The following is a 23,584-nucleotide window of genomic DNA, read 5'->3' on the forward strand; positions in this document are numbered from 1 at the left end:
TGACAATCAGGCAGGTCGAATGGCAATCGCGAGGGCAGGCGCCGTCGCATCGAGGGGCTTGCCGCGCAACGGCGGGCATGCAATCTCACCGTCGCAGGACATCACTGGCCGGACCACGAATGTCGCGAGGTCGATCGTCGATTTCGCATGGGAGCGGCGTGCCTCGCCGACGGTGCCGTGACTGGCCGAAAAATGGCCCGATGCGGCGCCGACCGGCGTGAATCCTGCGATCAATACGCCGAGCATCGAAGGCAGCCCGCACTTCTGCGACGCGTGCGAGCTGTTGTGAATGGACGCGCTGGCGCCCGTGTGCATGTGTGTCTCCACCGTATCTCCATTCGTCGTTCGATCGGTCTTGAGGCCGTGTTCTGCCGTCCTTGATGACATTAAAATCATAGATGATGATTTTGTCAATGTAGACGTTTGAATCTATACTTGGGCACGAACAAGGATCGAAAACGTCATGACGAATACACCGAGCCGCCGCACACCAAAGCGCTCCGCTCCGGAAGCATCCAGTCCCGCGGTCGCCGAAGAGCGCGAGCCGCGTGGCGCGCGCCGCAAGCGGGAGACCCGTGCCCGCCTGCTGGATGCCGCGCTCCGACTGATGGCGGAGAAGGGCATGGAAGGCGTCGCCATCAACGAAATCACCGAGGCCGCCGACGTCGGCTTCGGCTCGTTCTACAACCACTTCGAATCGAAGGAGGCGATCTACGCGACCCTCGTGGAATCGGTATTCGAGGAGTTCGCGGATTCGCTCGATCGGCTGGCCAGCGGCTTGTCCGACCCGGCGGAGATCATTTCCGTCGCGGTGCGACATACGCTGATGCGCGCGCGGCGCGAGCCGGTGTGGGGGCACTTCCTGATACGCGAGGGCTTTTCGGCGCGCGTGCTGACGCTTGGCCTGGGTCAACGCCTGCTGCGGGACATGGAGCGCGGTATCGCCGAGAAGCGCTTCGTGGTCGCCGACCCATTCGTCGGCTTCCTTTCGGTCGGCGGTACGGTGCTGACCGCGATTGCCGCCGAACTCAACTTCGTCGCTCCGGGCGCACCGGCAGCGGGTGTCCTGAAGGAACTCGGCTTCAGCGGAGAGCACTTTCCGGAACGCACGGCGGCGACGCTGCTGCATACGCTGGGGCTCAAGCGTGCGGAAGCCGAGAAGATCGCAAGCCGGCCGCTGCCCGTCGTGGATACGGCCGAGACGGCACAGTGACGCAACGGGGTGATGCAGGCGGCGGCCAAGCCACCGCGAGCGCTCGTGCGGTACCCGTCAGCTGACTCGGGCGCCGGGCTTGGCGTGCACCGTTCAGCCGGCGCACGCATCGCGGTGTCCCGGGTCAGCTCTTCGTGCGGTGAGTATTATTCACCGGCACGCAACAGCGCGACGCCGAGCACAGCCGCCCATTTCGCCGCCGATTGCATGCACTCCGACACGTCTGCCGTATCGCTCGCCGCAGCCGGCGGCGCCGGCTCGGCGTGCAGCCGGTCGACGATCTGCCGGATCCCGGCATCGCGCAGCGCGTACAGGTGAACCTCGACCCACAGCGGGAAACATTCCCAGCCGGTGGCGATGTCCGCGGAGCCGGCGGCGCGGGAGCCTTCGCGCTCATGCGCTGCCGGCCGCATTTTCGTCAGTAATTTCGGGCGGTCGCGGCGCAGGATCTCGATCAACAGCTCGCGCTTGTGCCCGAAGTTCGCATAGAACGCGCCGCGCGTATAGCCAGCGAGCTCGACGATGTGCTCGACGGTCGTATCGGCGAAGCCTTTCGCGATGAAGCATTCGCGAGCGGCGGCGATGAGCCGTTCGCGGGTGTCGAGCCGGCGTTGCATGCGGGTCAGGCGGGCGGGTTTCATCCTGAGCTGTCCGTGCGGTGGAAAGGGCTGAAGCGGCGCAATATCGCGCCGCGGGAAATGTCGCGTCGTCATGGCGCCGATTCAATCGTCGAGCGCGTCCGGCGCGCCGCGATCGACAGCGGGGGGCGCGATCGGGCGCCCGGATGCGCCCGCGCGGCAATCGGCCGGCGGCGCGGCGTGCGCGGCCGCCGTGCGAATGCCCGCGGCGATCCCGAGCGCGAGCGCATCGAGCGCGCGACGCTGCGCGTCGACGAGTGCTTCGTAGCCCGTCGACGCACCGGACCGAACGATGCTGCGGCACGTCAGCGCCGGCTGTCCGGACCCGGAACTCACACTCCACGTCGCATCGAGCAGCACGTGCGATGCCGGCCAGGATTCGATTCGCTGGACGTCCACCGCGACCCGGTAGACGGGCGCGCCGTCCGGGTGGGCGACGTGATGAACATCGATCGTGCCGAGCCGGGACGCGACGCGCGTCGACAGTCCGCCGCGCATCTCGTCGCCGAGCGGCGCGGCCCAGCGCTCCTGCTCCAGGATGTCGGTCCGATCGGGGCCGCGTTGCACGACGAGCCGGTTGCCGTCCGCAGGCGCCGCGACGTGCACGGCCTGGATGTCGATCAGCCAGGCGGGATGCGATGCGGCGGCCTCGGCACCCGCATCGTCCGCCACCGCGAGGGTATGGAAATGCACCGGCGGCGACGCGCACGCGCTCAGCACCGCGAGTGCGACGCACGTCGCGATGCGCGCCGGCATACGGAGACGACCAAACGAACGCGCTTTCATTGCCGCTCTCCCTTCTTGCCGAACAGCAGCGATTCGGGATGACGTTCCAGATAGTCCGCAAGCGCATTCAACGACTGCAGCGTTTGCGTGAGCGACTGCATCGCCTCATGAACGTCCGACTGCATCGGCGAATTCTGCCCCAACGTCGACTCTGCCGCGCTGAACGTGCGTTGCGCGGCGGCCAGCGTCTTGCGCGCCTGCGGCACGACCTGCTCATCGAGGTGACCGAACAACTGGTTCGCATGCGCAAGCGCGCCGTTCAGATTGTTGCCGATCCGGTCGAACGGCACCTGATCGAGCTTGCGCGCGATGTCGGCGATCTGCACCTGCAGCTCGTCGAGCGTGTTGGGCACGGTCGGCAGTTCCACCGGCGTGCGGCGCGCGTCGACGCTCGCGTGTGGCGCCTTCGGGAACATGTCGAGCGCCACATAGAGCTGACCGGTCAGCAGGCTGCCGGTACGCAATTGCCCGCGCAGCCCCTGGAGCACCAGGTGCTCGAGCAGTTCGTGGCCGCCGGCCGTATCGGGCGCGGGCAGCGCCGTATCGCTGTGTCGGCTCAGTCGCGACGGATACAGCGCCATCGCGACCTTCATGCTGAAGTTGCGCGTGTGTTCGTTGTACTCGATCCCGATGTTCGTGACCTGACCGAGCACGATGCCCCGCAGATCGACCGGCGCGCCGACCGACAGCCCGCGCAGCGACTGGTCGAAGCGCATGACGACCATCAGCGGCGTGCCGTCGGGGTCGCGCATCGCGTCGGCTTGGTCGGGGGCGAGCCGGAACGGCGTGTTGTCGGCTGCCTGCGGCGCGTCCGCTTGTCCGGGCGGCGACTGAAACGCGAGACCGCCGACGATCACGGTCGCCAGCGACTGCGTGTTGAGTTTCAGGCCGCTCGAATCGAGCCGAAGATCCACGCCGCTCGCGTGCCACCAGCGCGTATTGACGCTGACGTACTTGTCGTAGGGCGCCTTCACGAACGCCTGTACGTCGACGCCAGTACCGTCCTGGTCGAGCGAGAATCCCACGACCTGACCGACCTGCACATGCCGGTAGAACACCGGCGAGCCGATGTCGACCGAGCCCAGCGAGTCGCCGTGCAGCAGAAAGCGTCGGCCCTGCTGGTCTGCGGTGACGGCAGGCGGCGTCTCGAGACCTGTGAAATCGGTCTGTTTCTGCGGCGAGCGGCCGAGATCCGCGCCGATGAATGAGCCGGAGAGCAGCGTGCCGAGGCCGGAAATGCCGGAGGCACCGACGCGCGGTCGAACGACCCAGAAGCGCGTGTCGCGGTTCGCGAAGCGCGCGGCATCGTGCGTCAGCTGAATGCCGACGACCACGCGCTTGAAGTCGGGGGTGAGCGTAATGGTTTGGACCGAGCCGATATCGACGTCCTTGTAGCGGACCTTGGTCTTGCCGGCTTCGAGGCCCTCGGCGTTGGCGAACGTGACCGTGATCGTCGGACCGTTGGCGGTGACGGTCCGGATCACGAGCGACAGCCCGATCAGCGCGCATACGAGCGGCACAATCCAGACGAGAGACGGGATCCAGCGGCTGCGCGGCCGGATCTCGGGCGGGGAAAATTCGAAAGAAGACATCGTTTTGGAATTCGAAATAAAGCGGGCGCTTGCGCCGGTTCAAGGTTGGTGATGGGCGGCGGCGGGGCGGGGCGCGCCGTCCCAGATGAGCCGCGGGTCGAACTGCATCGACGCGCACATGGTCAGCACGACCACGGCGCCGAACGCGAGCGCGCCGGGGCCGGGCGTGATGTCGGCGAGCGAGACGAAATGCACGAGCGCGATCGTGAGCGCGACGACGAATACGTCGAGCATCGACCAGCGGCCCACGCGCTCGACCAGCCGATGCAGCCGGGCTCGTTCGAGCGGCCGCCATTGCACGCCGCGATGGACGGCGATCGCCTGGAATGCGAGGGCCGCAAGCTTGAGCATCGGCACGAGCACACTCGCGATGAACACGATGACGGCGAGTTCCCAGTCGCCGGACGTCCAGAAGTACGCGACACCGCCGAGGATCGTGTCGTCCTCGGCCCGGCCGAGCGAGGTCGCGTGCATGACGGGCAACAGGTTCGCCGGGATATAGAGCAACGCAGCGGCAGCGACGAGCGCGCCCGTGCGCGCGATGCTGTGCGGACGGCGCGCGTGCAGCGGCGATCCGCAGCGCGTGCAGCGCTCGCCGCATGTGTGTGCCGGCTGCAAGCGCGCGCAGAGGTGACAGGCGATCCATCCCGCGGCGCGGGCCGTCATGTCCGCCGATCCGCTGCTTTCCGCGGCCCGGGGCGCCGCATGTCGCTTCGTGTCGGGGCGGGGCGGTTTCGTACGGTCGGCATCGCCTGGCCGCAGTGCGACGAGTTCGTCGTGTGCTTCCCACAGTCGGGCCGGTTCGATCGTCGACAGCACGCAGAGCATCACGGTAAGCCCGGCGAACGCGAATAGCGCGGGCCCGGCGAGCACGTGTGCGAGGCTCGTCAGTTTGATAATCGTGATGAGCACGCCGAGCATCAGCACCTCGACCATGCTCCACGGCCGCAATCGGTGAATGCCGCGCAGCACTTGTGCGAAGTGGCGCGGTACGCGGCCCGCGCGCAACGGCACGAGCAGGTATAGCCATGCGGCCAGCTCCAGTATCGGAAACAGCATCGTCGTGCAGAACACGAGCGCGGCCACCAGCGGCTGACCGTTCGACCATAGCGCGCGAACCGCGTCACCGAGCGTCGCATGCGACGCGATGCCGGCCGCATCGAGCGCGACGATCGGAAAGGCCTGCGCGACGCAACACGTCACCAGCGCGGCGACCGTCAATGCGCACAGCCGGTCGAGCGAGCGGCGGCCGTGCGCCGCGCCGCTCACGCGCGCGCGGCATCTCGGGCAGTGCGCCGTCAGCGCGCGCAGGCGCGGCGGACGCTGAATCAGCAGGTCGCATTCGTGGCAGGCGACCAGGTTGTCGGATTTCATCGGGAATCAACCATGCGGGTAATGAAGGCGCGGCGCCGCGCGACGCACGGTACGCCGGGCATCGGGCTTCGAGATTGCGGACCGGTGCGGCCCGAAGGCGCGCGGCCGGTCCATCGATGCAAGCAGCGGCTATTGCCGAGTCGCGACCGTCGTGCCAGTTGCGGGCGGCAGTTCGCCCATTGCCTGCAGCAGCGCCGCCGTATCGGTCATCCGGCGGCTCGCGGCACGCACCGCATCGAGTTCCGCGTTCAGATAGAGCTGTTCGCTCGACCGTTGCGCGGACATCGGAACGGCACCCAATGTGCGGCGTTGCGCCGTTTCGTGGAAGGCCTCGCCTGCCGCGCGCGCCGCGAGTTCGTTCGCGGCCAGTCCTTGCGCGTCGTTGTCCAGCGCGGCGAGCGAATCGGCGACGTCGCCGAATGCGGACAGCACCGCCGCCTTGTACTGCAGCACCGCGGCGTCGTACGCATCGCGCGACGCCCGCCGTTGAGCCAGCAGCGCACCGCCGTGGAAGATCGGCTGCGACAGCCCGGCGCCGACGGCCCACAGGCCGCCCGCGCCCGACAACAGCGCTGGCCAGCTGAAGCCGCCGCGCCCCATCGTCGCGGTGAGCGACAGGCTCGGGAACAACTGGGCGGTCGCCTCGCCGACGTCCGCCGATGCCGCCTTCACGGCTGCCGCGGCCGCGCGGATGTCCGGCCGTGCCTTCAGCAGGTCGGACGGCACGACCACGGGCACGTGTTCCGGCAGCGACAGTCCAGTGAAGGAGGGGACCGGCGGTGGCGCGTCGGGCGTGCGGCCCAGCAGGATCGCCAGCGCGTGAACCGCGCTCGCACGCTGCTGGCGCAGCGGCGGCAGCGTCGCGGCGAGCGACGCCGCGCCCTGCGTCGACGCCAGCGCTTGCACGTGGGACACCGCGCCGAGCGCGTAGCGCTGCTGGTCTTCGAGTGCGGATGCCTCGGCAACGGCGACCAGGCGCTCCGTCAGCAGGATCTGGCGGTCGAGCGTCGCAGCGCGGATGGCGGTGCCGACGATGTTGGCCGCCAGCGCACGCCTTGCCGCTTCGAGTTCGCAACCGCGCACGTCGACGCGCGCGGCGCTCGCCTCGTTCGCATATCGCGTGGCGCCGAACAGGTCGAAGGTGTAGTGCGCCTGCAGTTGCCCGACGAAGACGTTGTAGCGCAGGCTTTGCGCGCCCGCGCCGGAGATGTCGGGCGTGCGCGTGCGGGCCACCTGCGCGTTCGCGTCGATCGACGGCAGCGTCGTTGCACCGATCTGCGCACGCAGTTCCTGCTGCGCGGCGGCGAGCGTTTTCTCCGCCGCGGCCAGCGTCGGGTTCGCGCGCAGGCCTTCGTCGACCAGCGCGTCGAGCGCGCTGGACCGGTACAGGCGCCACCATTGCGGGACGGGCGCGGCGCCGACGTCGAACTGCTGCGCGACGCCTGCCGCTTCGGCGGTGCGCGGCGCCTGGGGCGTCGCGCCGTAGTGCGCCGGCGACGGCATCGCGGGCGGCGTGCTGCTCGGGGCCATTGCACAGCCGCTCAGGCAGAGCGCCGCGCTCGCGGCGAGCACCGATGTGGTAAGGGGAAATTTCATCAGCATGTCTCCGAGGACGCGACGTCCATCGCGCGCGACTCGCTTTCGTCGCGGCGCACCTTGAAGCACGTCGCATACAGGGCCGGCAGGAAGAAGATGGTCAGGACCGTCGCGACCGTGATGCCGCCCATCAGCGCGGTCGCCATCGGACCGAAGAAGCCGGAACGCAGCAGCGGAATCAGCGCGAGCACGGCGGCGGCAGCGGTCAGCATGATCGGCCGGAAGCGGCGCACGGTCGCGCCGACGATCGCGGTGAAGCGTGGCTGCCCGGCCGCGATGTCCTGGTCGATCTGGTCGACCAGGATCACCGAGTTGCGCATGATGATCCCGAACATCGCGATCACGCCGAGCAGCGCGACGAAGCCGAACGGCTTGCCGAACAGCAGCAGCGCAGCGACCACGCCGATCAGGCCGAGCGGAGCCGTCAGCACGACGATGAAGGTGCGCGAGAAGCGCTTGAGCTGGATCATCAGCAGCGTCAGCACCGCGATGATCATGAGCGGCATCTGCGCGTTGATCGACGTCTGGCCCTTCATGCTCTCCTCGGCTGCACCGCCGATCTCGATCCGGTAACCGGTCGGCAGCGTGGCGCGCAGCGTCGCCAGGGTGCCGTCGATGGCGCGCGTCACGCCGATGCTCGGCGCTTCGCCACGAACGTCGGCCTGCACCGTGACGGTCGGCTGGCGGTCGCGTTCCCAGATCACGCCGTATTCGAGCGTGTCGCGCACGTGGCCGATCGTGCCGAGCGGCACCGGGCCGTGCGGCGTCGGGATCGCCAGGCCGGCGAGCTGCGACGGGTCGATCCGTTCGCGCTTCGGCGCGCGCAGGTCGACGTCGATCAGCTTGTCGCGTTCGCGATACTGCGTGACCGTATAGCCGGACAGCGTCATCGCGAGGAAACTCGACACGTCTTCCGACGTCACGCCGAGCTGGCGTGCCTTCAGTTGATCGATTTCGAACGACACCGATCGCTCCGCCGGCTCGTCCCAGTCGAACTGCACGTTGCGCGTGCGGGCATCGGCGCGCATCTTGTCCGCGACTTTTTCGGCAATGCCGCGAACGGTCGCGATGTCGTCGCCGCTCACGCGGAACTTGATCGGAAAGCCGACGGGCGGCCCGTTCTCGAGGCGCGCGACGCGCGTGCGCACGGTCGGGAAGCGGCTTGCCAGCGTCGACTCGAGCCAATGCGACAAGCGGTCGCGCGATTCGACGTCCTTGGCCGTGATCACGAACTGCGCGAAGTTCGGCTGCTGGAGCTGCTGGTCGAGCGGCAGGTAGAAGCGCGGCGCACCGGTGCCGACGAAATCGACCACGTGATCGATTTCAGGCCGACCGTCGAGCACCTTCTCGAGCCGCGTGGCCTCACGCAGTGTCGCGTCGAACGAAGCGCCTTCGGGCAAACGCATGTCGACCAGCAGTTCGGGGCGCTCCGAGTTCGGGAAAAATTGCTGTGGCACGCGCGTGAATGCCGCCATCGCGATCGCGAACAGCACGGCCGTGACGCCCAGCACCACCCAGCGGCGCTCGATGCACGCCGAGATCCATCCGGACAGCCGCCGGTAAAAGCCCGTTTCATAAACGTCCTGCCCATGTGCATGAGCGTCGTGATGCTGCTGCTCGGGAAGCATGTGGTAGCCGAGCAGCGGCACCAGCACGACGGCCGCGAACCACGACACGATCAGCGAGATCGCGGACACCTCGAAGATCGACCGCGTGTATTCGCCGGTGCTCGATTTCGCGAGCGCGATCGGCAGGAAGCCGGATACCGTGACGAGCGTGCCGGTCAGCATCGGGAACGCCGTGCTCGTGTAGGCGAAGGCCGCCGCGCGCGCGCGGCTCCAACCCTGATCGAGCTTCACCGCCATCATTTCGACGGCGATGATCGCGTCGTCCACCAGCAGCCCCAGCGCGAGCACGAGCGTGCCGAGCGATACCTTGTCGAGGCCGATGCCGAACACGTGCATGCACAGTGCCGTCACGGCGAGCACGATCGGAATCGTGATGACGACGACCATGCCGGTGCGCAGGCCCAGCGACACGAGGCTGACGACGAGCACGATCGCGACGGCTTCGCCGACCGCTTCGACGAAATCGTCCACCGAGTGCTTGACGGCATGCGGCATGCTCGACACCGCGGCCAGCTTCAGTCCGGCCGGCAAGCCGGCCCGGAGCTCGGCTGCCTTCGCGTCGAGCGCCTTGCCGAGGTCGATCACGTCTCCGCCTTTTTGCATCGTGACGCCGATGCCGAGCACCGCGTGACCGTTCGTACGCATCTGCGTGACGGGCGGATCGTCGTACCCGCGCGTGACCTTCGCGACGTCGCCGAGCCGGAACGTCCGGCCGTTCACTGTGATCAGCGTGTCGGCGAGCGCCTGCGTGTCCTTGAACGCGCCGCTCGGCCGCACGAACACGCGATCGTCCGCTGTCGTGATCGTGCCGACCGGTGCGACGGCGTTTTGCGCATCGATGGCCTGCGCGAGCTGCTGCGGCGTGATCGCGAGCCGCGTCAGTTGCGCGTTCGAGATCTCGACGAATACGTGCTGGGCGGGGTCGCCGAAGTAGTCGACCTTCGCGACACCCGGCACGCGCAACAGCACGGTGCGCAGCTTGTCCGCGTAATCGTGCAGTTGCGCGGGCGAGTAGCCGTCGCCTTCGAGCGCATAGATGTTGGTGTAGACGTCGCCGAATTCGTCGTTGAAGAACGGGCCGACAGTGCCCTTCGGCAGCGTCGCCCGGATATCGCCGACCTTCTTGCGCACTTGATACCAGGTTTCCGGCACCTGGTCGACCGGCGCCGAATCCTTCATCGCAAAGAAGATCATCGACTCGCCGGGGCGCGAATAGCTCTTGATGTTGTCCACGTAAGGCGCGGCCTGGAGCTGGCGGCCGATCCGGTCCGTGACCTGTTCCTGCACTTCGCGCGCCGTGGCGCCCGGCCAATAGGTCTGGATCACCATGGTGCGGAACGTGAACGGCGGATCCTCCGATTGCGCGAGGCGCGTATAGCCGATCATGCCGAAGATCGTCGCGAGGCCGATCAGGAAGATCACCAGTTGCTGATGCTTCAGCGCCCATGCCGACAGATTGAAACCGCCGTCGTCGCGCGACGCGGCACCGCTTTGTGCGCCGAGCGCACCGTCCATCGAGGACCGGTGTTCTGGAGCGTTCATGATGCGAAGTCCTCCGCATGCAGCGGCGGCACGACGCGCACGTGCTGGCCGGTACTCACCGTATGGACGCCTTGCATCACGACACGCTCGTTTTCCGCGAGGCCGGACGTGACCGTGACCGTACGCTCGTCGTAGCGTCCGACCGTCACCGGGCGCAGTTCCAGCGTGTCGCTGCCATTGCGAATGACCCAGACCGCCGGCGCTTCGCCGCGATGGAAGAGTGCGGTGGCCGGCAGCGTGATCGCGTGGTCCGCGGTGGTGTCGGCGGCGCCGTCGAACGAGATGCTGGCGGTCATCCCGGAGCGGACGTCCGGCCCCGGCGCGACCAGCGTCAGCTTCACGCGCCAGGTGCGGCTTTGCGGATCAGCGGCCGCCGCGACTTCGCGCACGCGTGCGTCGAGCACCTTGCCCGGCAGTGCCGTCAGGCTGACGTGCGCGGTGCGGCCGACCGCGAGATCGCGCAGGTCGCGCTCCGCGACGTCGCAGACGATGTCGAGGTCGCCGCTCCAGTCCAGATGAAACACCGCCTGACCGGGCTCGACGTTCTGCCCGGTATCGGCATCCTCCGACGTGATGACGCCGTCGTGATCCGCGACCAGCGTCGCGTAGCGCAGGTGATCGCCCGCGAGCGCCATTTGCGCGAGCGCGGAATCGCGTTGCGCGACCGCCGATTCATACGCGTCCTGCGTTGTCTCGAGCTGCGCGGGCGCGATCAGGTTGGCCTGAGCCTGCGCGCGGTCGCGATCCAGTTGCTGCTTCGCATAGGCGACGCGATGCTCGGCGGCATCGAGCTGTGCGCGCGCGTTCAGCAACGTGTTGTGCAGATCGGCGGGATCGAGCATCGCGAGGGTCTGGCCGGCCTTGACGGTGTCGCCGATTCGCACGCGCCGCTCGACGATCTTGCCGCCGACCCGGAACGACAGCGGCGTCGAATATCGCGCCTGAACCTGCGCGGGCAGCACGCGCTGCACTGCGCCAGTGTCCGCATGAACCGGCAGCGCGACCACCGGTTGCAGTTCGGGCGCCGGGGCCTCGTGCGAGTGGCAAGCCGCGAGAAGAATCGCACAGCAGGCGAATGCGATCGGGGCGCGCCGAAGCGGTGGCGCGATGCGTGTCAGAAACGGGCGCGTTGAAGTCCGCGCGTCAAGTCCGGGTGATTTCACGATGTTTCCAAGACAAGTGAGGGTCAAACTGAAAATGGTTCGGCGACCACGGCGGGTCACCCCGGTTTATGCAGGCGCGCGCGGGCGTCTCCGCCGACGGTGCGCATGACGATCAATCAGTACTCCGATGTTTAAGGCGCAGATCGTTCCGATTGCCGACATGACACGGCTTGCGCACGACGATGGCCGCCGAGTGTGCCGACGGGGCCGCCTGCGCGTCACCGACGCTCGCTGACGTGGGTCCGGAACAGTGTCCGGACAGGAACCGGTTCTGCTGTTTTCGAGATTAGACTCATAACTGATAATATTGTCAAGTATGAGTGATTTATCTAGAATTGCGTCATGCAGAAAATTCTTATGGAAAGGGAAGGTGCGCTCGTGGACGACAAACCGGTCCGGCCGCGTCGCCCGAATGCGTCAGTGACCGAAGCGGAACAGCGTCAACCGCGCGGTGCCCGGCGCAAGGAGGCGACACGTATGCGCTTGCTGCGGGCGGCGTTCGGCCTGATGGCGGAAAAGGGCAGGGACAACGTCGCGATCAGCGAGATCACTGAGGCGGCGGATGTGGGGTTCGGCTCGTTTTACTACCACTTCGAATCGAAGGACGGCATCTTCGCCGCGCTGACCGAGTGGGTGTTCGACGATTTCGCGGACGGGCTCGAGCGTCTTGCGAGCGGTCTGTCGGATCCGGCCGAGGTCGTGTCGGTTTGCGTGCGTCACACGCTGATGCGCGCGCGCCGCGAGCGGCTCTGGGGACGGTTCCTGATGCGGGAGGGCTTTTCCGCGCGTGCGCTCGACCACGGGCTGGGCCGGCGTTTGCGGCGGGACAGCGAGCGCGGAATCGCGGTACGCCGCTTCGTCGTCGGCGATCCGTTCATGAGCGTGCTCGCAATGACGGGGACGATCCTGGCGGCGATCGCGGCGGAGTGCTACGCGCCCGACACGGCTGCGGGCGATGCGAGGAAGCCGGGGGGAGACGAAGGCCGGCTCCCCGAGCGGGCTGCGGCAATGGTATTGCAGACGCTCGGCCTGACGCACGCCGAAGCAAAGGACGTGGCGAACCGACCATTGCCGCCCGGCGACTTCAGCGCCGCTGAGAGCAGTTGACGGTTGGGTGCCGCCGGCGCATGTCCGGCTGATCCAGTTGAGTAACCACTATCATGTCCGGCGGCGAGCACACCGCCGGACTTAATTTGATCCGCGGTTGAGGGATATCGCAGCAAGAGTGTTGGGCGACTCGGCGAACGGTATGAAAAAGGGGGTTTGATCGTCGAGCGTGTCGATACTCTTTACTTTATTTGACATAAGCTAAACTAGCGATCTTTTGGGGTCGCAAGGAAATATCGCAACTTGAGCGCCGCGGCTCGTTTTCGTTCCGACACCATTCTTAGGCGACCGACACCTGCAGCCGCCATCCCGACTTTCCCCGTAGCACCTCATTTTTTGCCTCGCTACACTTGGCCGCTCTCGTCATTGATGCGGAGTCGCTGATGGACCACTGGCGATTGGCTTATCTCGGGATGAGCGAGTTCGAGCTCGCCACATTCTTCACGTTCTCCAAGCGGGAGCGTGTTGCCATTGATTCAAGACGAACCGATCTCTTTCGACTCGCGGTCGCATTGCACATCGGTTTTCTTCGCATGACCGGTCGGCCGCTCGGCTCATACAAGCAGATTCCCACGGTTCTCTGGCGACATCTTGGACGGCAGCTGAATGTGAAGCCGCCAGACCTTGGCACGTTACGTTCACTTTACGATGGCAACCTCAAGACCTTATCCGACCACCAGCGCTTTGCTCGGGATGCCATCAATTTTCGAGCCGTCGCGGAACATCAACGTCGGCATGTCATCCGTTGGCTCAAAGAACAACTCACCGGCCGCCCCGAACGCGGCCAGTTGACGAACGATCTCAAACGTTGGTTCTACGACCATCGCAACGTGATACCACCGGAGCGCATGCTCAGGCAGTTTGTCGTCCAGGCCGTACGCGACATTGAGGGACAACTGCATGGCGCACTCGAGCATGCCGTCGGTATGGAAAAACTCGAGAGTTGGGCGCGAGTACTGGCTCAGCCCCATGGAGAACATTCAAGTCTCCAGCGATGGCTGTGGGTCGTCCCGCTGCGCAACTCGACCCATCAGATGAGCGAGATCCTCGACAAAGTCAATTTGCTCACGATGCACGAGGTGGCAACGCGTTGGCCGGTTGAATGCAACGATGCCATGGTGCGCCACTACGCCCGCCGTTGTGCGAGTCGCCCGCCATCGATCAGCAAGCGAATCGAACCCCAAAGCCGACGAATCGAAGCCGCCTGCTTCATGCGGTATTCCCTCTGTATTGCGACTGATCAGGTACTCGAGATGCTCCGGCGATGGGTACTGAAGGTTGTCAACGACACGTCACGTGAAGTGGATGCGATGCGGATGAAGGCCGCGGATCAACTCCGCGAGTTCGCGCTTGCCGTCAAAGCACTTGCCAATGATGAAACCCTCTCGCGCGAACAGCTCGGGGAGAAGCTTTGTCTGCTTGCAGACGATGTTTTGCAACCGCATCCCACCAGCCGTCGGAGCCAGATACGGCAGTGCTTGGTCCGAAAGCGGTACTACGCCCGTAACCTTTTGAATCGGATCGTGCAGCTGCCGTTCGACGTGCGAAGCAGCGTGGCATTGGCAGCACGCAGATTGAACAGTTCGGCTTCGAAGCGTAAGCGTGTTCGCACGACGATTCCCGATGTGACCGCGCTGCGCCCGCTCAACTCAACTGGGCTCTAACTCAAGCGCGCGCGTGACAAGCGCATCGATCGTACCGTCGTGCTGAAATCCCGCCTCGATGGCACGGCGGTCAGTCAGTGGCGGTTGTCGTCCGAAAAGCCGCTCGATCCGTTCCACCGGAGCGTAATCGATGTCGAACGAGCCGAAGCGCCGGACCAACGCATCGACGATCTCTTGAACCGACAGATGCAGCACCGGGGGCGTCCAGACTCGGCCCGCGTGCAAACCCTCTGCGGATAGGCGTGCGGCGTGCAGCAGGTTATCGACGCAGCATCTGCGCGACATCCACCATACGGTGGCCGAAGGCGAAACGGGACACGTATAGGACTGGCCGCGCTGCGCCGCGCGGAAGATCTGACTCATGAACGCGGATCCATGTCCGGCGGACAGCGCCGGACGAGCCACGATGCCCGGCAGGCGTAATGCACGACCATCCAGCTTGCCGCGGCGCGTCCAGTCGGCAAGGATCAGCTCGCCCACCAGCTTGTGCACGCCGTAGCTCATGGTCGGGCGCGGCACGGTGTGCTCGTCCACGGCAGGGGGTAACGACTCGCCCAGCGCCGCAACGCTGCTGGCATAGACGACGCGCGCCGCACTCCCCTGCTCCGTCGCCTGCTTCGCCAGGCGGTCGAACAGCGCCAGCATGCCCGACAGATTCACCCGGTCACCCTCGGCCGGTTCGGCCTCCGCCTGCGAGCCGGGCATGCTCGCCAGATGAAAGACGACGTCGACGGGTTTCGACAACTGCGGATCGAGAATCTCCAGGCTGCTGAAATCGCCGACCAGCGCCGTGATTCGGGCATCGTCGTACGGCCATCCCGCTTGCCGGTCGACCAACAGCAATTCCGACACGTCGCCAGGCTCCACGATGCCGTCGTGCAGCAGCCGTTCGACCAATGCCGTTCCGACAAATCCGCCCGCCCCGGTCACCAGCACTCTCATGGCCGGGCCTCCCCGTCGTCGGCGCATGACGCACGCACAACCCGCTGGTCGATCGTGCCGAATGGGGCGTTGCCGGCGTCATCGCGCGCCGTCATCCTGATCCGGTCGCCAAAGCGCATGAACCGCGTGCGTGCGCCCCCTTTGTCGATCATTTCGATCACGCGGCGCTCGGCGAGGCACGCCGAGCCCGCGCCGCGATCGGCATTCGACACCGTCCCTGACCCGACGATCGTCCCCGCCGACAGGCGGCGCGTCCGGGCCGCATGCGCGATCAGTTCACCAAAGCCGAAGTTCATCTCGCGTCCATGCGGATGACCGAACCAGTGGTCGTTCCATTCGACGTGCAGGCTCAGATGCACACGGCCGTCGCGCCAGTGCTCGCCGAGTTCGTCGGGTGTGACGGCGACCGGAGCAAAGCTCGTAGAGGGCTTGGCCTGCAGGAAACCAAAGCCCGTTTTCATTTCGCGCGGACCGAACGCACGCAGGCTCCAGTCGTTGAGCTGTACGATCAGACGGATGCAGTGCAGCGCGCCGGCGGCCGATACGCCCATCGGCACGTGCCCCACCACCACACCGAATTCGCCTTCGAAATCGATGCAGTCGGCCTCGTCAGGAAAAGGCACGTCGCTGGCCGGGCCGAGGAAGTCGTCGCTGGCGCCCTGATACATGACCGGCACCGTATCGAACTCGGGAATCGGCGGAGTATTGAACGCCTGCTCCATCAGGCGGCCGTGATTCAGAAACGCCGAGCCATCGCACCACTGCGGACTGCGCGGCAAGGGCGCGGCGCAGGCGGCCGGATGGAACGGACGCGCCTCCGGCACGCTGCCGGCGTTCAATGCGTCGTAACGCGCCTGCAAGCCGGGCGCGAGCGCGTCCCAGCGCTCAAGCACATCAAGCAGCGTCGTGGCGATCGGCGCGGCCTCGACGGCATGGCGCAGGTCGCGCGACACGAGCAGCAAGCGGCCATCGGCGCCACCGTCGGGCAAGGTGGCGAATTTCATCGCGCGCCTCCGTGTGCCGGCGTATCGAGCACGGCGGCAATCGCCGGATCGTAGGCGCCGTCGATCAGAACGAACAGCATCCGGCATGGACGGCCCGAGCGATTCGCCCAGGCATGATTGGTTCCGCGCTGAATCACCACGCTGCCCGGCGCCAGGGCGACTTCTGCATCGTCGAGGATCAAGGTCATTTCGCCTTCGATCACCACGCCGTAGTCGATCGACTCGGTGCGATGCATCAGCGGATGCGGCGCCCCGGCTTTCACCGTCGACGCTGCGGCGTCGCCGATCTGGCTGAATGCGTGGTGCATTTTCTCCGCCCCGTGCGCGAGAAACTCCGGCGTGTCGGGCGGAATGTCGACGAAGCGCATACGGGTGCCGTGCTTCGGCGGCGGCAGCATGAGCGCGTCAAGCGTGGGATCGGCACCGTTGTCCACCCTGGCGGGGCTCGATGATGTGCTCCACACTTCGTGGAATACGGTGCCGGGAATCGCGGCGATTTCCACCACGGTAGGCAGAGGACCGTCGGATGCGACGACGGCGCGGCCGTCGGCATCGTGTCCGGTCACCACGCGCCGAATCACTGGAAAGTTCATGCTGCCGCCTCCATGTCGGTGTCGTCGAAAATCGCGACGGCACGCGTCCACCCTGCCGACGCACCGCGAATCTTGTGCGGGAAGCAACTGATCGTGAAGCCGGTCGGCGGCAAGGCCGTGAGGTTGTGCAGCTTCTCCAGATGGCAATAGCCGATATCGCGCCCCGCCTTGTGCCCTTCCCAGATCAGCGACGTATCGCCCGTCTCCGCGATCTTCTTCGCGGTATGGGAGAACGGGGCATCCCAGCTCCATGCATCGGTGCCGGTCAAGCGCACGCCACGCTCCAACAGGTACATGGTCGCTTCGTAGCCCATGCCGCAGCCCGCGTTGACGTAGTCGTCGTGCCCGTAGCGCGATCCGGCCCGCGTGTTCACGACGACGATATCGAGCGGCTGCAGTGCATGGCCGATGCGCGCGAGTTCGGCCTCGACGTCGGCGGCCGTCACGACGTAGCCGTCCGGAAAGTGCCGGAAATCGAGCTTCACGCCCGGCTGGAAGCACCATTCCAGCGGCACCTGATCGATCGTGATAGACGGCCGGGCTTCGCCCAGGCTCGCATCCATCGTCGAATGGAAATGCCAGGGCGCGTCGAGATGGGTGCCACTGTGGGTCGTCAACGTGACCCACTCCGCGGCGGCGGCTTCACCGTCGGGATAGTCCTCGGGTTTGGTCCCCGGCAGCATCGCCATGAATTCGGGCAGCGTGTCGCCGTGCTTCTGGTAGCTGATCCTCGGCGCGAGCGGCGGCGGATCGGAGAGAACGTCGTTCTCGAGATAGATGGACAGATCGACAAACCGTCGAACGGGTTTCATGTTCAGACTCCTGGGGATGGGGGACGGCGATCGAGCCGCGAGAAGCAGATCGCCGCAGCGGCAGCGATCAGCACTGCGGCGATCCCGAGGCTGCCGTAGCCGGACACCTTGACGAGCGTGCCGCCGAGCACCGGCCCGATGGCGGCGCCCGTCATCAGCATGGCCGGCGTCGCGGCAACGGCGCGGCCGGTGCGGTCGATGCGCGCGAGCATGCCGAACGCGAAGGTGTGGGTGAAGATCATCACGGCGGCAAAGACCGAGGTGGCCGCCGCGTACGGCGCGAACGCCGCGCTTTGCGTGATGACCAGCGCGAGCACGGCCTGTACGACGGGGCCGGCCTGCACGACCTTGCGGCCCGGCACGCGCGTTTCGAGCAGCCCCGCGACGGGAGCGGGAAACAGGTTGACGAAGCCGAGCGCGATCAGCGTCGCGATCACGGCACTCAAACCGAATCCGCGATCGAGGCCGATGCGCTGAACAAAGCTGAACAGCATCGACTGCGTCAGCGCCATGCAGCCGACGCCCGCCATGCCGAACCAGACGACACGCTCGAAACGAGGCTCGTCGCCGGTCGCCGCGTTGCGGCGCGCCTGAATCGACGGAAACGCGAGCGCGCATGCGAGCGTGGCGACGCCCATCACGCCCGCAAAAACGCGAAACAGCGTCGGACCGCCGTGCGTTGCGACCAGTCCCGGCACGGCACCGAGAAACGCGATCGCGAAAACACCGAGCGCGAGGCCGGCGATCGCGAACAGACGATGCGGATTGCGGCTGCGCCCGACGGTGCCGTGCGTGAAGCTCAGGCCGCATCCGACGGCGACGCCCGCGACGGCATGCAGGGCCGCCATCATCAGATAACGATCAACCGGCACGGATGTGATGCCGAGAAACGCGCCCGCCGCGATGCCGAAGCCGACGGGCGACATCACGCGCGCCGGTAGCCGATTCAAGCGCGGAGAGAAATAGACGCTGCTCAGCACGGCACCGGCCAGAAACAGCGTGGGGAGCAGACCCGCCCGCTGTGGATCGAGCCGATACGCACCGATCAACGTGCCGACCCAGACCGGCAAGGCCACCAGATCGACCATGCCGGCGCAATGCGCGATCATCAACGCAACGGTGCCGAACGTGCCAAGCCGCACCGTGTCGGTCGATGCCGACAGGTCGACACGCGCCGGCGTCGGGGGGGAAAGGTTCGTTTCCATCGTGCCTCCCCTGCGTCAGATCGGCCGCGCGAGATTCATGTGCGTCTCGTGCATGATGCGTCGGTGTTCGTCTCGGTCGCCGCCGACGATTTCGATTTCGCCAAGGCGCCCCGAGTTTTCCACCACCATGCGGCAGCGCTCCCAGCGGCGCGCCTGAAATGCGTGCAACGCAGCGTCCACCGTCACGCCGCGCCCCAGCTCTTCGGCCAGCACGATCGCATCCTCGATGCCGATACCCGCGCCCGCCGCCATATGGGGCGTGGTGGCGTGCACCGCGTCGCCGACGAGCACCACCCGCCCGCTGAACCAGGGCGTCGGCAGCAGCAGGCTTTCCAGCGGACGATAGTTGACGCGTGATTCGGTGCCGATCTGGGCGCGGATGGACTGGATCAGCGGCACGTCGAACGATGCGAGCAACTCGGACAGCATGCGCGGCCATTCGGCAGGATCGAGGTAGTCGTTGGTCGGCCGGTCCTCGGTGACGAAGACGTACATTTCGTCCCGGGAAACCGGATTGACGCCCGCCTTGATCCGGGGCCCCAGCCACATCGTCGCGCAAGCGATCTCCGCCGGTCGCGGCACCACGGCGCGCCATACGCCCTGGCCCGTATAGCGAGGCTTCGGCGCATCGGGAAATGCAACGCCGCGCACTTTCGAGTAGAGTCCGTCCGCTCCGACCACGAGGTCGTAGGTACCGTGCGTGCCGTTCGTGAACATCACGTCCACCTGTTCGCCGCGCGGCTCGATCCGCGAGAAGGTACAGCCGAGCTGCACGCGCACGCCCGCGGCACGTGTAGCCTTGGCGAGAATATCGGCCAGCACCGGGCGCATGATTGCGCCGCCGCCAGGAACGTCCTCGCCGGCCACTCGCGGAGTCGGCAGCGTGCCGATGGGCTGGCCGCCGGCGGTAAACAGATTCACGCCGTCGCCGCCGTGGCCGCGATCGAAGAAGGCATCGAGCACGCCGATCGTGCGCAGCGCGCGCAGCGTGGGGCCGCCGATGCTGATGCCGGCACCGTACGAGCGCCAGCCCGGGTCGATCTCGACGAGGTCGACGGTGAGGCCGAGCTTCGCGCACTGGATTGCCGTCGCCATGCCGGAAAAACCGCCGCCGATGACGAGGACGTGTTGAAGAGGGGCTGCCATCTGGATGTCTCCTTGTTATGTCTGATGTGGGTGTGTCATGTCGCAATCAGCACGATGGTGCCGTCGTCCGTCACGTCGATCTCGACGGGCGTGAGCCGCTGGCCGAGGCACGGGCCGAGTACGCACTCGCCGCTTGCGATGTCGAACTGCGCGCCGTGCGCGTGGCAGACGATGCGGGTGCCGTCGCCGTTCAGGTAAGCGTCCTTGCGCCAGGCCATCTGCGTTTCACCGAAAAAGTGCGGGCACGCGTCGCGATACGCACAAACCTGCGTGCCGTGCCGCACGACGAAAAGCGTGTCGTGCCCCTGCCCGCCGGGATCGAAACCACGCGCACCGGGATCGGGCAGATCGTCGACGCTTGCGAGAGGAATACGGTCGGGGTATGTCTCGGACATGGCAGAACGATTCTCGCCGTCAATCCGACTTCGCCACCGCTGCCCCCGCAGGAGGACCGCCCGGCGCCCACTTCTCGCGATGCTGGAACAGGAACAGTTGCGATGCGTCGGCGCCCATCGGCGCCTCGCGCGCGTTCCACGCATCGTCGTGCAGATCCATGTCGGCGTCGTACTCGACGTGACAGCCGAGCGGGCTGTTGAAATACCAGAACCAGTTCGAGCCGAAGCGATGGCGCCCCGGCCCCCAGAACGACTGGTAGCCCTTCGCGACGAAACGCGTACCCGCCTGCAGAACCTCGGTCGGTCCGCCCATGTGGAACGTGAAATGCTCGCACCCCTTCATGAACGGCGGCGTCTGAATCATGAACAGCGTGTGATGGTCGAGCGTGCCGGCCGGCTGCAGGAACGGCCCGACGCCCGTGAATCGGTCGGTACAGCGAAAGCCCAGACGCTCCACATAGAACGCTTCGGCCTTCGCGGCATCCGGCACGAAGTAGACGACGTGCGATAGCGTGCGCGGAGTCAGCAAGGCATCTTCGCTCACCGCCACGACGTTCGGCGCGCGCTGTGCAGGCGCGCCCGGCGCATTCACGGGCTCGGCGGGCAACACGAGCGAACGGCGCGTGGTGACCTGGAAGCCGATCGCGAAGCCCATGTCGTCGAGCGATTCGATCGATCCATCGGCGAGTGTGTTCACTTCGCGGTCGCGGCGCAGCTCCGCCGCGATGGCATCGAGCGTCGCGGCATCGGCGACGCCGTAAATCGTCTTGCGCAGCATGCTTGCCGTGCCGAGCGCAGGCGGCAACGCCGGATCGTCGCGGCGCGCGATGTCGATGCCCGTTCCGTCGAGTGCCTCGAAACGGCCGCCGGTGTCGTCGCTGCGCACCGGCAGCAGCCCGTAGTCAAGCAGATATTGGCTGCAGGCGGCGACGTCGTCCACGCCGAAAACCAGCGTATCGGGTCCGATGATGTTCATGAGATGTGCGTGCTTGAGATGGGTGAATGAGTCAGAGCGAGGTGCGTCCGCCGAGCGTTTCGGCGATCCAGTCGGCGATGAAGTGCCCCGCGTTGATCGAGTTGTCGAAGCTCGAATGCTGAACGCCGCCTTCACGCTCGGTGAAGATCTTGAGTTCTCGCTTGGGGCTGTTCACGAGTTGCTCGTAGGTGCGGTGCGCCCAGGCGACCGGAATCTGCGAATCCTGCGAGCCATGCGTGACGAGGAACGGCACCTTGATGCGATCGAGCACGCCGTCGAGATGCACGTCTTCGGCGATGCGCATGAAGTCGTCGATATCCTTCGCGCCCCAGACCCAGCAGACGTGCTTCCAGTAGTGCGGCACCGGGAAGTTGCCTTCGCGCTGCAGGCGCTTTTTCTGGACGTCGCGCCAGTCGTGGTTGGCGCCCCACACCACACCGCAAGCGAAGCGCGGCTCGAAAGCGACTGCGCGCGGGCAGTAGTAGCCGCCGAGCGACACGCCTTCCATGCCGATCCGCTTCGGATCGACGTCGCCTCGGCTTTCGAGCCAGTCGACGATCTTGCTCGCCCAGACCTCCGAGTTGTACACGGCATTCAGGCCGTGCAGCCGCAACGCTTCGCCGGTACCGGGCTGGTCGACAATCAACGACGATACGCCGCGCGCGGCCAGCCATGCCGGCAAGCCCACGAAGTACTTCATTTCCTTGGTCGAATCGAGCCCGTTGACCTGCACGAGCAGTGGACTGCGCGCATCGGCGCTCTTCGCTTTCACAAGGAGTCCGGAAAGATGAGTGTCGCCGTACGGAATCGCGACGCGCTCGCAGTTGTCGCCGGCGAGCACGATGCCCTTGTCGAACGTATCGAGCGAGCGGTGGTACAGCTCGAGGCGCCCCGGGGCATCGTGCGCGAGCATGCGCTCGGCCGTGATCAGGTAGATCGCGGCACGCTTGTATTTCTCGCCCGCCGACAGCAGCCGCCCCAGGGCCTCGTCGTCCCGCGCGAGATCGCAAAGACGATCGGCCTTGTCGACCCACGCTTCGCGAAACGCACGTGTGCCGTCCGCGTCCGGCTGCCTGGCCGCTTCCTGGAGCGGACCGCACATGTCCTCGATTTCGCCGATGCGCGCACCCATTTCGATGGCGAGATTGACGGACAGATTCCAGACATAGTTGGTAGGAAAGTATCGGAACATGCTGATTGCCTCGATTGAAATTGCGTATTGCTCGATGACGGTGCTGACGACCGGGTTCTCGCGCGCTGTCCGGCACGCGAGACGATGCTCAGCCCTTGCGCCCGAAGCCTGCCCACAACGGGATGGCGATGTTCAGCCAGACACTGCTGCTCTTGGCCGTGTTGGCGGCATAAATGCCTTGCTGATAATTGAGGTTGACGTTCCAGCTTCTGGCGTCGTACACGACCGACGGGCCGATGCCGAAAGTGCGCATGCGATTGCCCACGCGCACGCCGCCGGCCTTGTCGTCGCTGAACTGGTTCAGGTACGCGCCGACGACGCCGAGCTTCCATGGGCCGAAGTTCCAGCCGGCGTTGAACTCGGCGACGTAACCGTCGCCCGAGCTGTAGTCCGTCGCGCCGTTCTTCAGGTTGAGTAGGAAGCGGTTCGCGAGTGCGACGTCGATTCCGTTGGGAACGTTGTAGCGAATCGAGATCACCGGCTGCACCGAGGTGTACCCCACCGCGACGCTCGACTTGACTGGGCTATAGGAACCCGTCTCGAACGCAACGTCGATGCCCGACGCGATCGCCAGGTTCGGCGAGAGATTCCATTGCAGCAGCACAGGCGTCAGCGTGATGTTGGAGAGGCCGTTCTGTGTGCCTGACTGCCCGAACACCGTGCTGTGCAAGGACACAACGGGAATGACCAACTGCGTATAGACGTTTGCGCCGAGCAGGTGGAACGGATACGCCGCCAGCAGGCGCGTGGTTTCCGAGAACACCGACGTATGGAACGGAATCGGCAGTTTCTTGCCGTCGTTGCCGTAGAGGCCGTTCGCAAAGCTGTAGTTGAACTGTTCGAGTGCGAACAAGCCCGGGATCGGTGGCAGGTTGGCGATGTTCGTCCCCACCGCTCCGGCCGGATACGGTGAAATCCCGCCTTCGAATGCCTGCGCTTCCTTCATCGAACCGGTCGCCAACACGGCGCAACCGACAACGGCTGCGATCAGTTTCGTGGACATGCTGTCTCCTCCT

At 66.1% G+C, this 23,584-nt stretch carries 20 protein-coding genes and 1 pseudogene; 3 read left to right on the forward strand and 18 right to left on the reverse strand.

Features of this window, described 5'->3' with window-relative positions:
* Positions 1-6 precede the first annotated feature (6 nt).
* Positions 7-315 (reverse strand): hypothetical protein, encoded by a 309-nt coding sequence (locus AB3K92_RS02810; RefSeq protein WP_059492793.1) that lies wholly within the window; start codon positions 313-315, stop codon positions 7-9.
* A gap of 148 nt (positions 316-463) precedes the next feature.
* Between AB3K92_RS02810 and AB3K92_RS02815 the strand changes: the two genes are divergently transcribed.
* Positions 464-1,213, forward strand: coding sequence for a TetR/AcrR family transcriptional regulator (locus AB3K92_RS02815; RefSeq protein WP_059492792.1), 750 nt, complete (start codon positions 464-466; stop codon positions 1,211-1,213).
* Positions 1,214-1,359: 146 nt separating this feature from the next.
* Here the strand turns inward: AB3K92_RS02815 and AB3K92_RS02820 are convergent, their stop codons facing one another.
* The 7 genes from AB3K92_RS02820 to AB3K92_RS02850 all read right to left on the reverse strand — a co-directional run bounded on the left by AB3K92_RS02820 (position 1,360) and on the right by AB3K92_RS02850 (position 11,430).
* Positions 1,360-1,854: a TetR/AcrR family transcriptional regulator gene (locus tag AB3K92_RS02820; protein ID WP_369464411.1), complete on the reverse strand. Its 495-nt coding sequence runs from the start codon at positions 1,852-1,854 to the stop codon at positions 1,360-1,362.
* Positions 1,855-1,935: 81 nt separating this feature from the next.
* A complete protein-coding gene (locus AB3K92_RS02825; protein WP_059587534.1) occupies positions 1,936-2,637 on the reverse strand; it encodes a membrane integrity-associated transporter subunit PqiC in 702 nt (233 codons plus the stop codon).
* On the reverse strand, positions 2,634-4,229 hold the full coding sequence (locus AB3K92_RS02830) for an intermembrane transport protein PqiB (protein ID WP_059587535.1): 1,596 nt from the start codon (positions 4,227-4,229) through the stop codon (positions 2,634-2,636). Before AB3K92_RS02830 ends, AB3K92_RS02825 begins: the two co-directional genes overlap by 4 nt.
* A 39-nt stretch (positions 4,230-4,268) precedes the next feature.
* A complete protein-coding gene (locus AB3K92_RS02835) occupies positions 4,269-5,603 on the reverse strand; it encodes a paraquat-inducible protein A (protein WP_059587536.1) in 1,335 nt (444 codons plus the stop codon).
* A gap of 129 nt (positions 5,604-5,732) precedes the next feature.
* Positions 5,733-7,199 carry an efflux transporter outer membrane subunit gene (locus AB3K92_RS02840; protein ID WP_059587735.1) on the reverse strand — a complete coding sequence of 489 codons (1,467 nt, stop codon included), beginning with the start codon at positions 7,197-7,199 and terminating at the stop codon, positions 5,733-5,735.
* A complete protein-coding gene (locus tag AB3K92_RS02845; protein ID WP_369464412.1) occupies positions 7,199-10,369 on the reverse strand; it encodes an efflux RND transporter permease subunit in 3,171 nt (1,056 codons plus the stop codon). Before AB3K92_RS02845 ends, AB3K92_RS02840 begins: the two co-directional genes overlap by 1 nt.
* Positions 10,366-11,430, reverse strand: a complete 1,065-nt coding sequence (locus AB3K92_RS02850; RefSeq protein WP_330770807.1) for an efflux RND transporter periplasmic adaptor subunit — start codon at positions 11,428-11,430, stop codon at positions 10,366-10,368. Before AB3K92_RS02850 ends, AB3K92_RS02845 begins: the two co-directional genes overlap by 4 nt.
* Before the next feature lie 579 nt (positions 11,431-12,009).
* Between AB3K92_RS02850 and AB3K92_RS02855 the strand changes: the two genes are divergently transcribed.
* Positions 12,010-12,639 carry a TetR/AcrR family transcriptional regulator gene (locus AB3K92_RS02855; RefSeq protein ID WP_060125448.1) on the forward strand — a complete coding sequence of 210 codons (630 nt, stop codon included), beginning with the start codon at positions 12,010-12,012 and terminating at the stop codon, positions 12,637-12,639.
* Between the two features lie 383 nt (positions 12,640-13,022).
* A pseudogene (locus AB3K92_RS02860) lies at positions 13,023-14,180 on the forward strand (DUF4158 domain-containing protein); the annotation flags it as partial.
* Between the two features lie 108 nt (positions 14,181-14,288).
* On the opposite strand, the gene AB3K92_RS02865 reads toward AB3K92_RS02860, so the two are convergent.
* The 10 genes from AB3K92_RS02865 to AB3K92_RS02910 form a co-directional block, all read right to left on the reverse strand.
* Entirely contained in the window at positions 14,289-15,245 is a 957-nt protein-coding gene (locus AB3K92_RS02865; RefSeq protein ID WP_059648796.1) for an NAD-dependent epimerase/dehydratase family protein, read from the reverse strand.
* Complete coding sequence (locus AB3K92_RS02870) at positions 15,242-16,249, reverse strand: fumarylacetoacetate hydrolase family protein (protein ID WP_059485730.1); 1,008 nt, start codon at positions 16,247-16,249, stop codon at positions 15,242-15,244. The genes AB3K92_RS02865 and AB3K92_RS02870 overlap by 4 nt, the downstream gene beginning before the upstream one ends.
* Positions 16,246-16,842, reverse strand: coding sequence for a cupin domain-containing protein (locus AB3K92_RS02875; protein WP_059587546.1), 597 nt, complete (start codon positions 16,840-16,842; stop codon positions 16,246-16,248). Before AB3K92_RS02875 ends, AB3K92_RS02870 begins: the two co-directional genes overlap by 4 nt.
* Positions 16,839-17,654, reverse strand: a complete 816-nt coding sequence (locus AB3K92_RS02880; protein ID WP_369464413.1) for a cyclase family protein — start codon at positions 17,652-17,654, stop codon at positions 16,839-16,841. The genes AB3K92_RS02875 and AB3K92_RS02880 overlap by 4 nt, the downstream gene beginning before the upstream one ends.
* Positions 17,655-17,656: 2 nt before the next feature.
* Positions 17,657-18,859: an MFS transporter gene (locus tag AB3K92_RS02885; protein ID WP_369464414.1), complete on the reverse strand. Its 1,203-nt coding sequence runs from the start codon at positions 18,857-18,859 to the stop codon at positions 17,657-17,659.
* A 15-nt stretch (positions 18,860-18,874) separates the two neighbouring features.
* The gene (locus tag AB3K92_RS02890; protein ID WP_369464415.1) at positions 18,875-20,005 is read right to left on the reverse strand and encodes an FAD-dependent oxidoreductase; all 1,131 of its coding nucleotides are present in this window, start codon (positions 20,003-20,005) and stop codon (positions 18,875-18,877) included.
* A gap of 35 nt (positions 20,006-20,040) precedes the next feature.
* Positions 20,041-20,400, reverse strand: a complete 360-nt coding sequence (locus AB3K92_RS02895; RefSeq protein WP_021158325.1) for a Rieske (2Fe-2S) protein — start codon at positions 20,398-20,400, stop codon at positions 20,041-20,043.
* Positions 20,401-20,419: 19 nt separating this feature from the next.
* Positions 20,420-21,376: a VOC family protein gene (locus tag AB3K92_RS02900; RefSeq protein WP_021158324.1), complete on the reverse strand. Its 957-nt coding sequence runs from the start codon at positions 21,374-21,376 to the stop codon at positions 20,420-20,422.
* A 31-nt stretch (positions 21,377-21,407) separates the two neighbouring features.
* A complete protein-coding gene (locus AB3K92_RS02905; RefSeq protein ID WP_059648616.1) occupies positions 21,408-22,568 on the reverse strand; it encodes a S9 family peptidase in 1,161 nt (386 codons plus the stop codon).
* An 88-nt stretch (positions 22,569-22,656) separates the two neighbouring features.
* A complete protein-coding gene (locus tag AB3K92_RS02910) occupies positions 22,657-23,571 on the reverse strand; it encodes a transporter (protein WP_059587554.1) in 915 nt (304 codons plus the stop codon).
* Between the last annotated feature and the right edge of the window lie 13 nt (positions 23,572-23,584).

Source organism: Burkholderia sp. Bmkn7, assembly GCF_041103175.1.
GTDB classification, from domain to species: domain Bacteria; phylum Pseudomonadota; class Gammaproteobacteria; order Burkholderiales; family Burkholderiaceae; genus Burkholderia; species Burkholderia cepacia.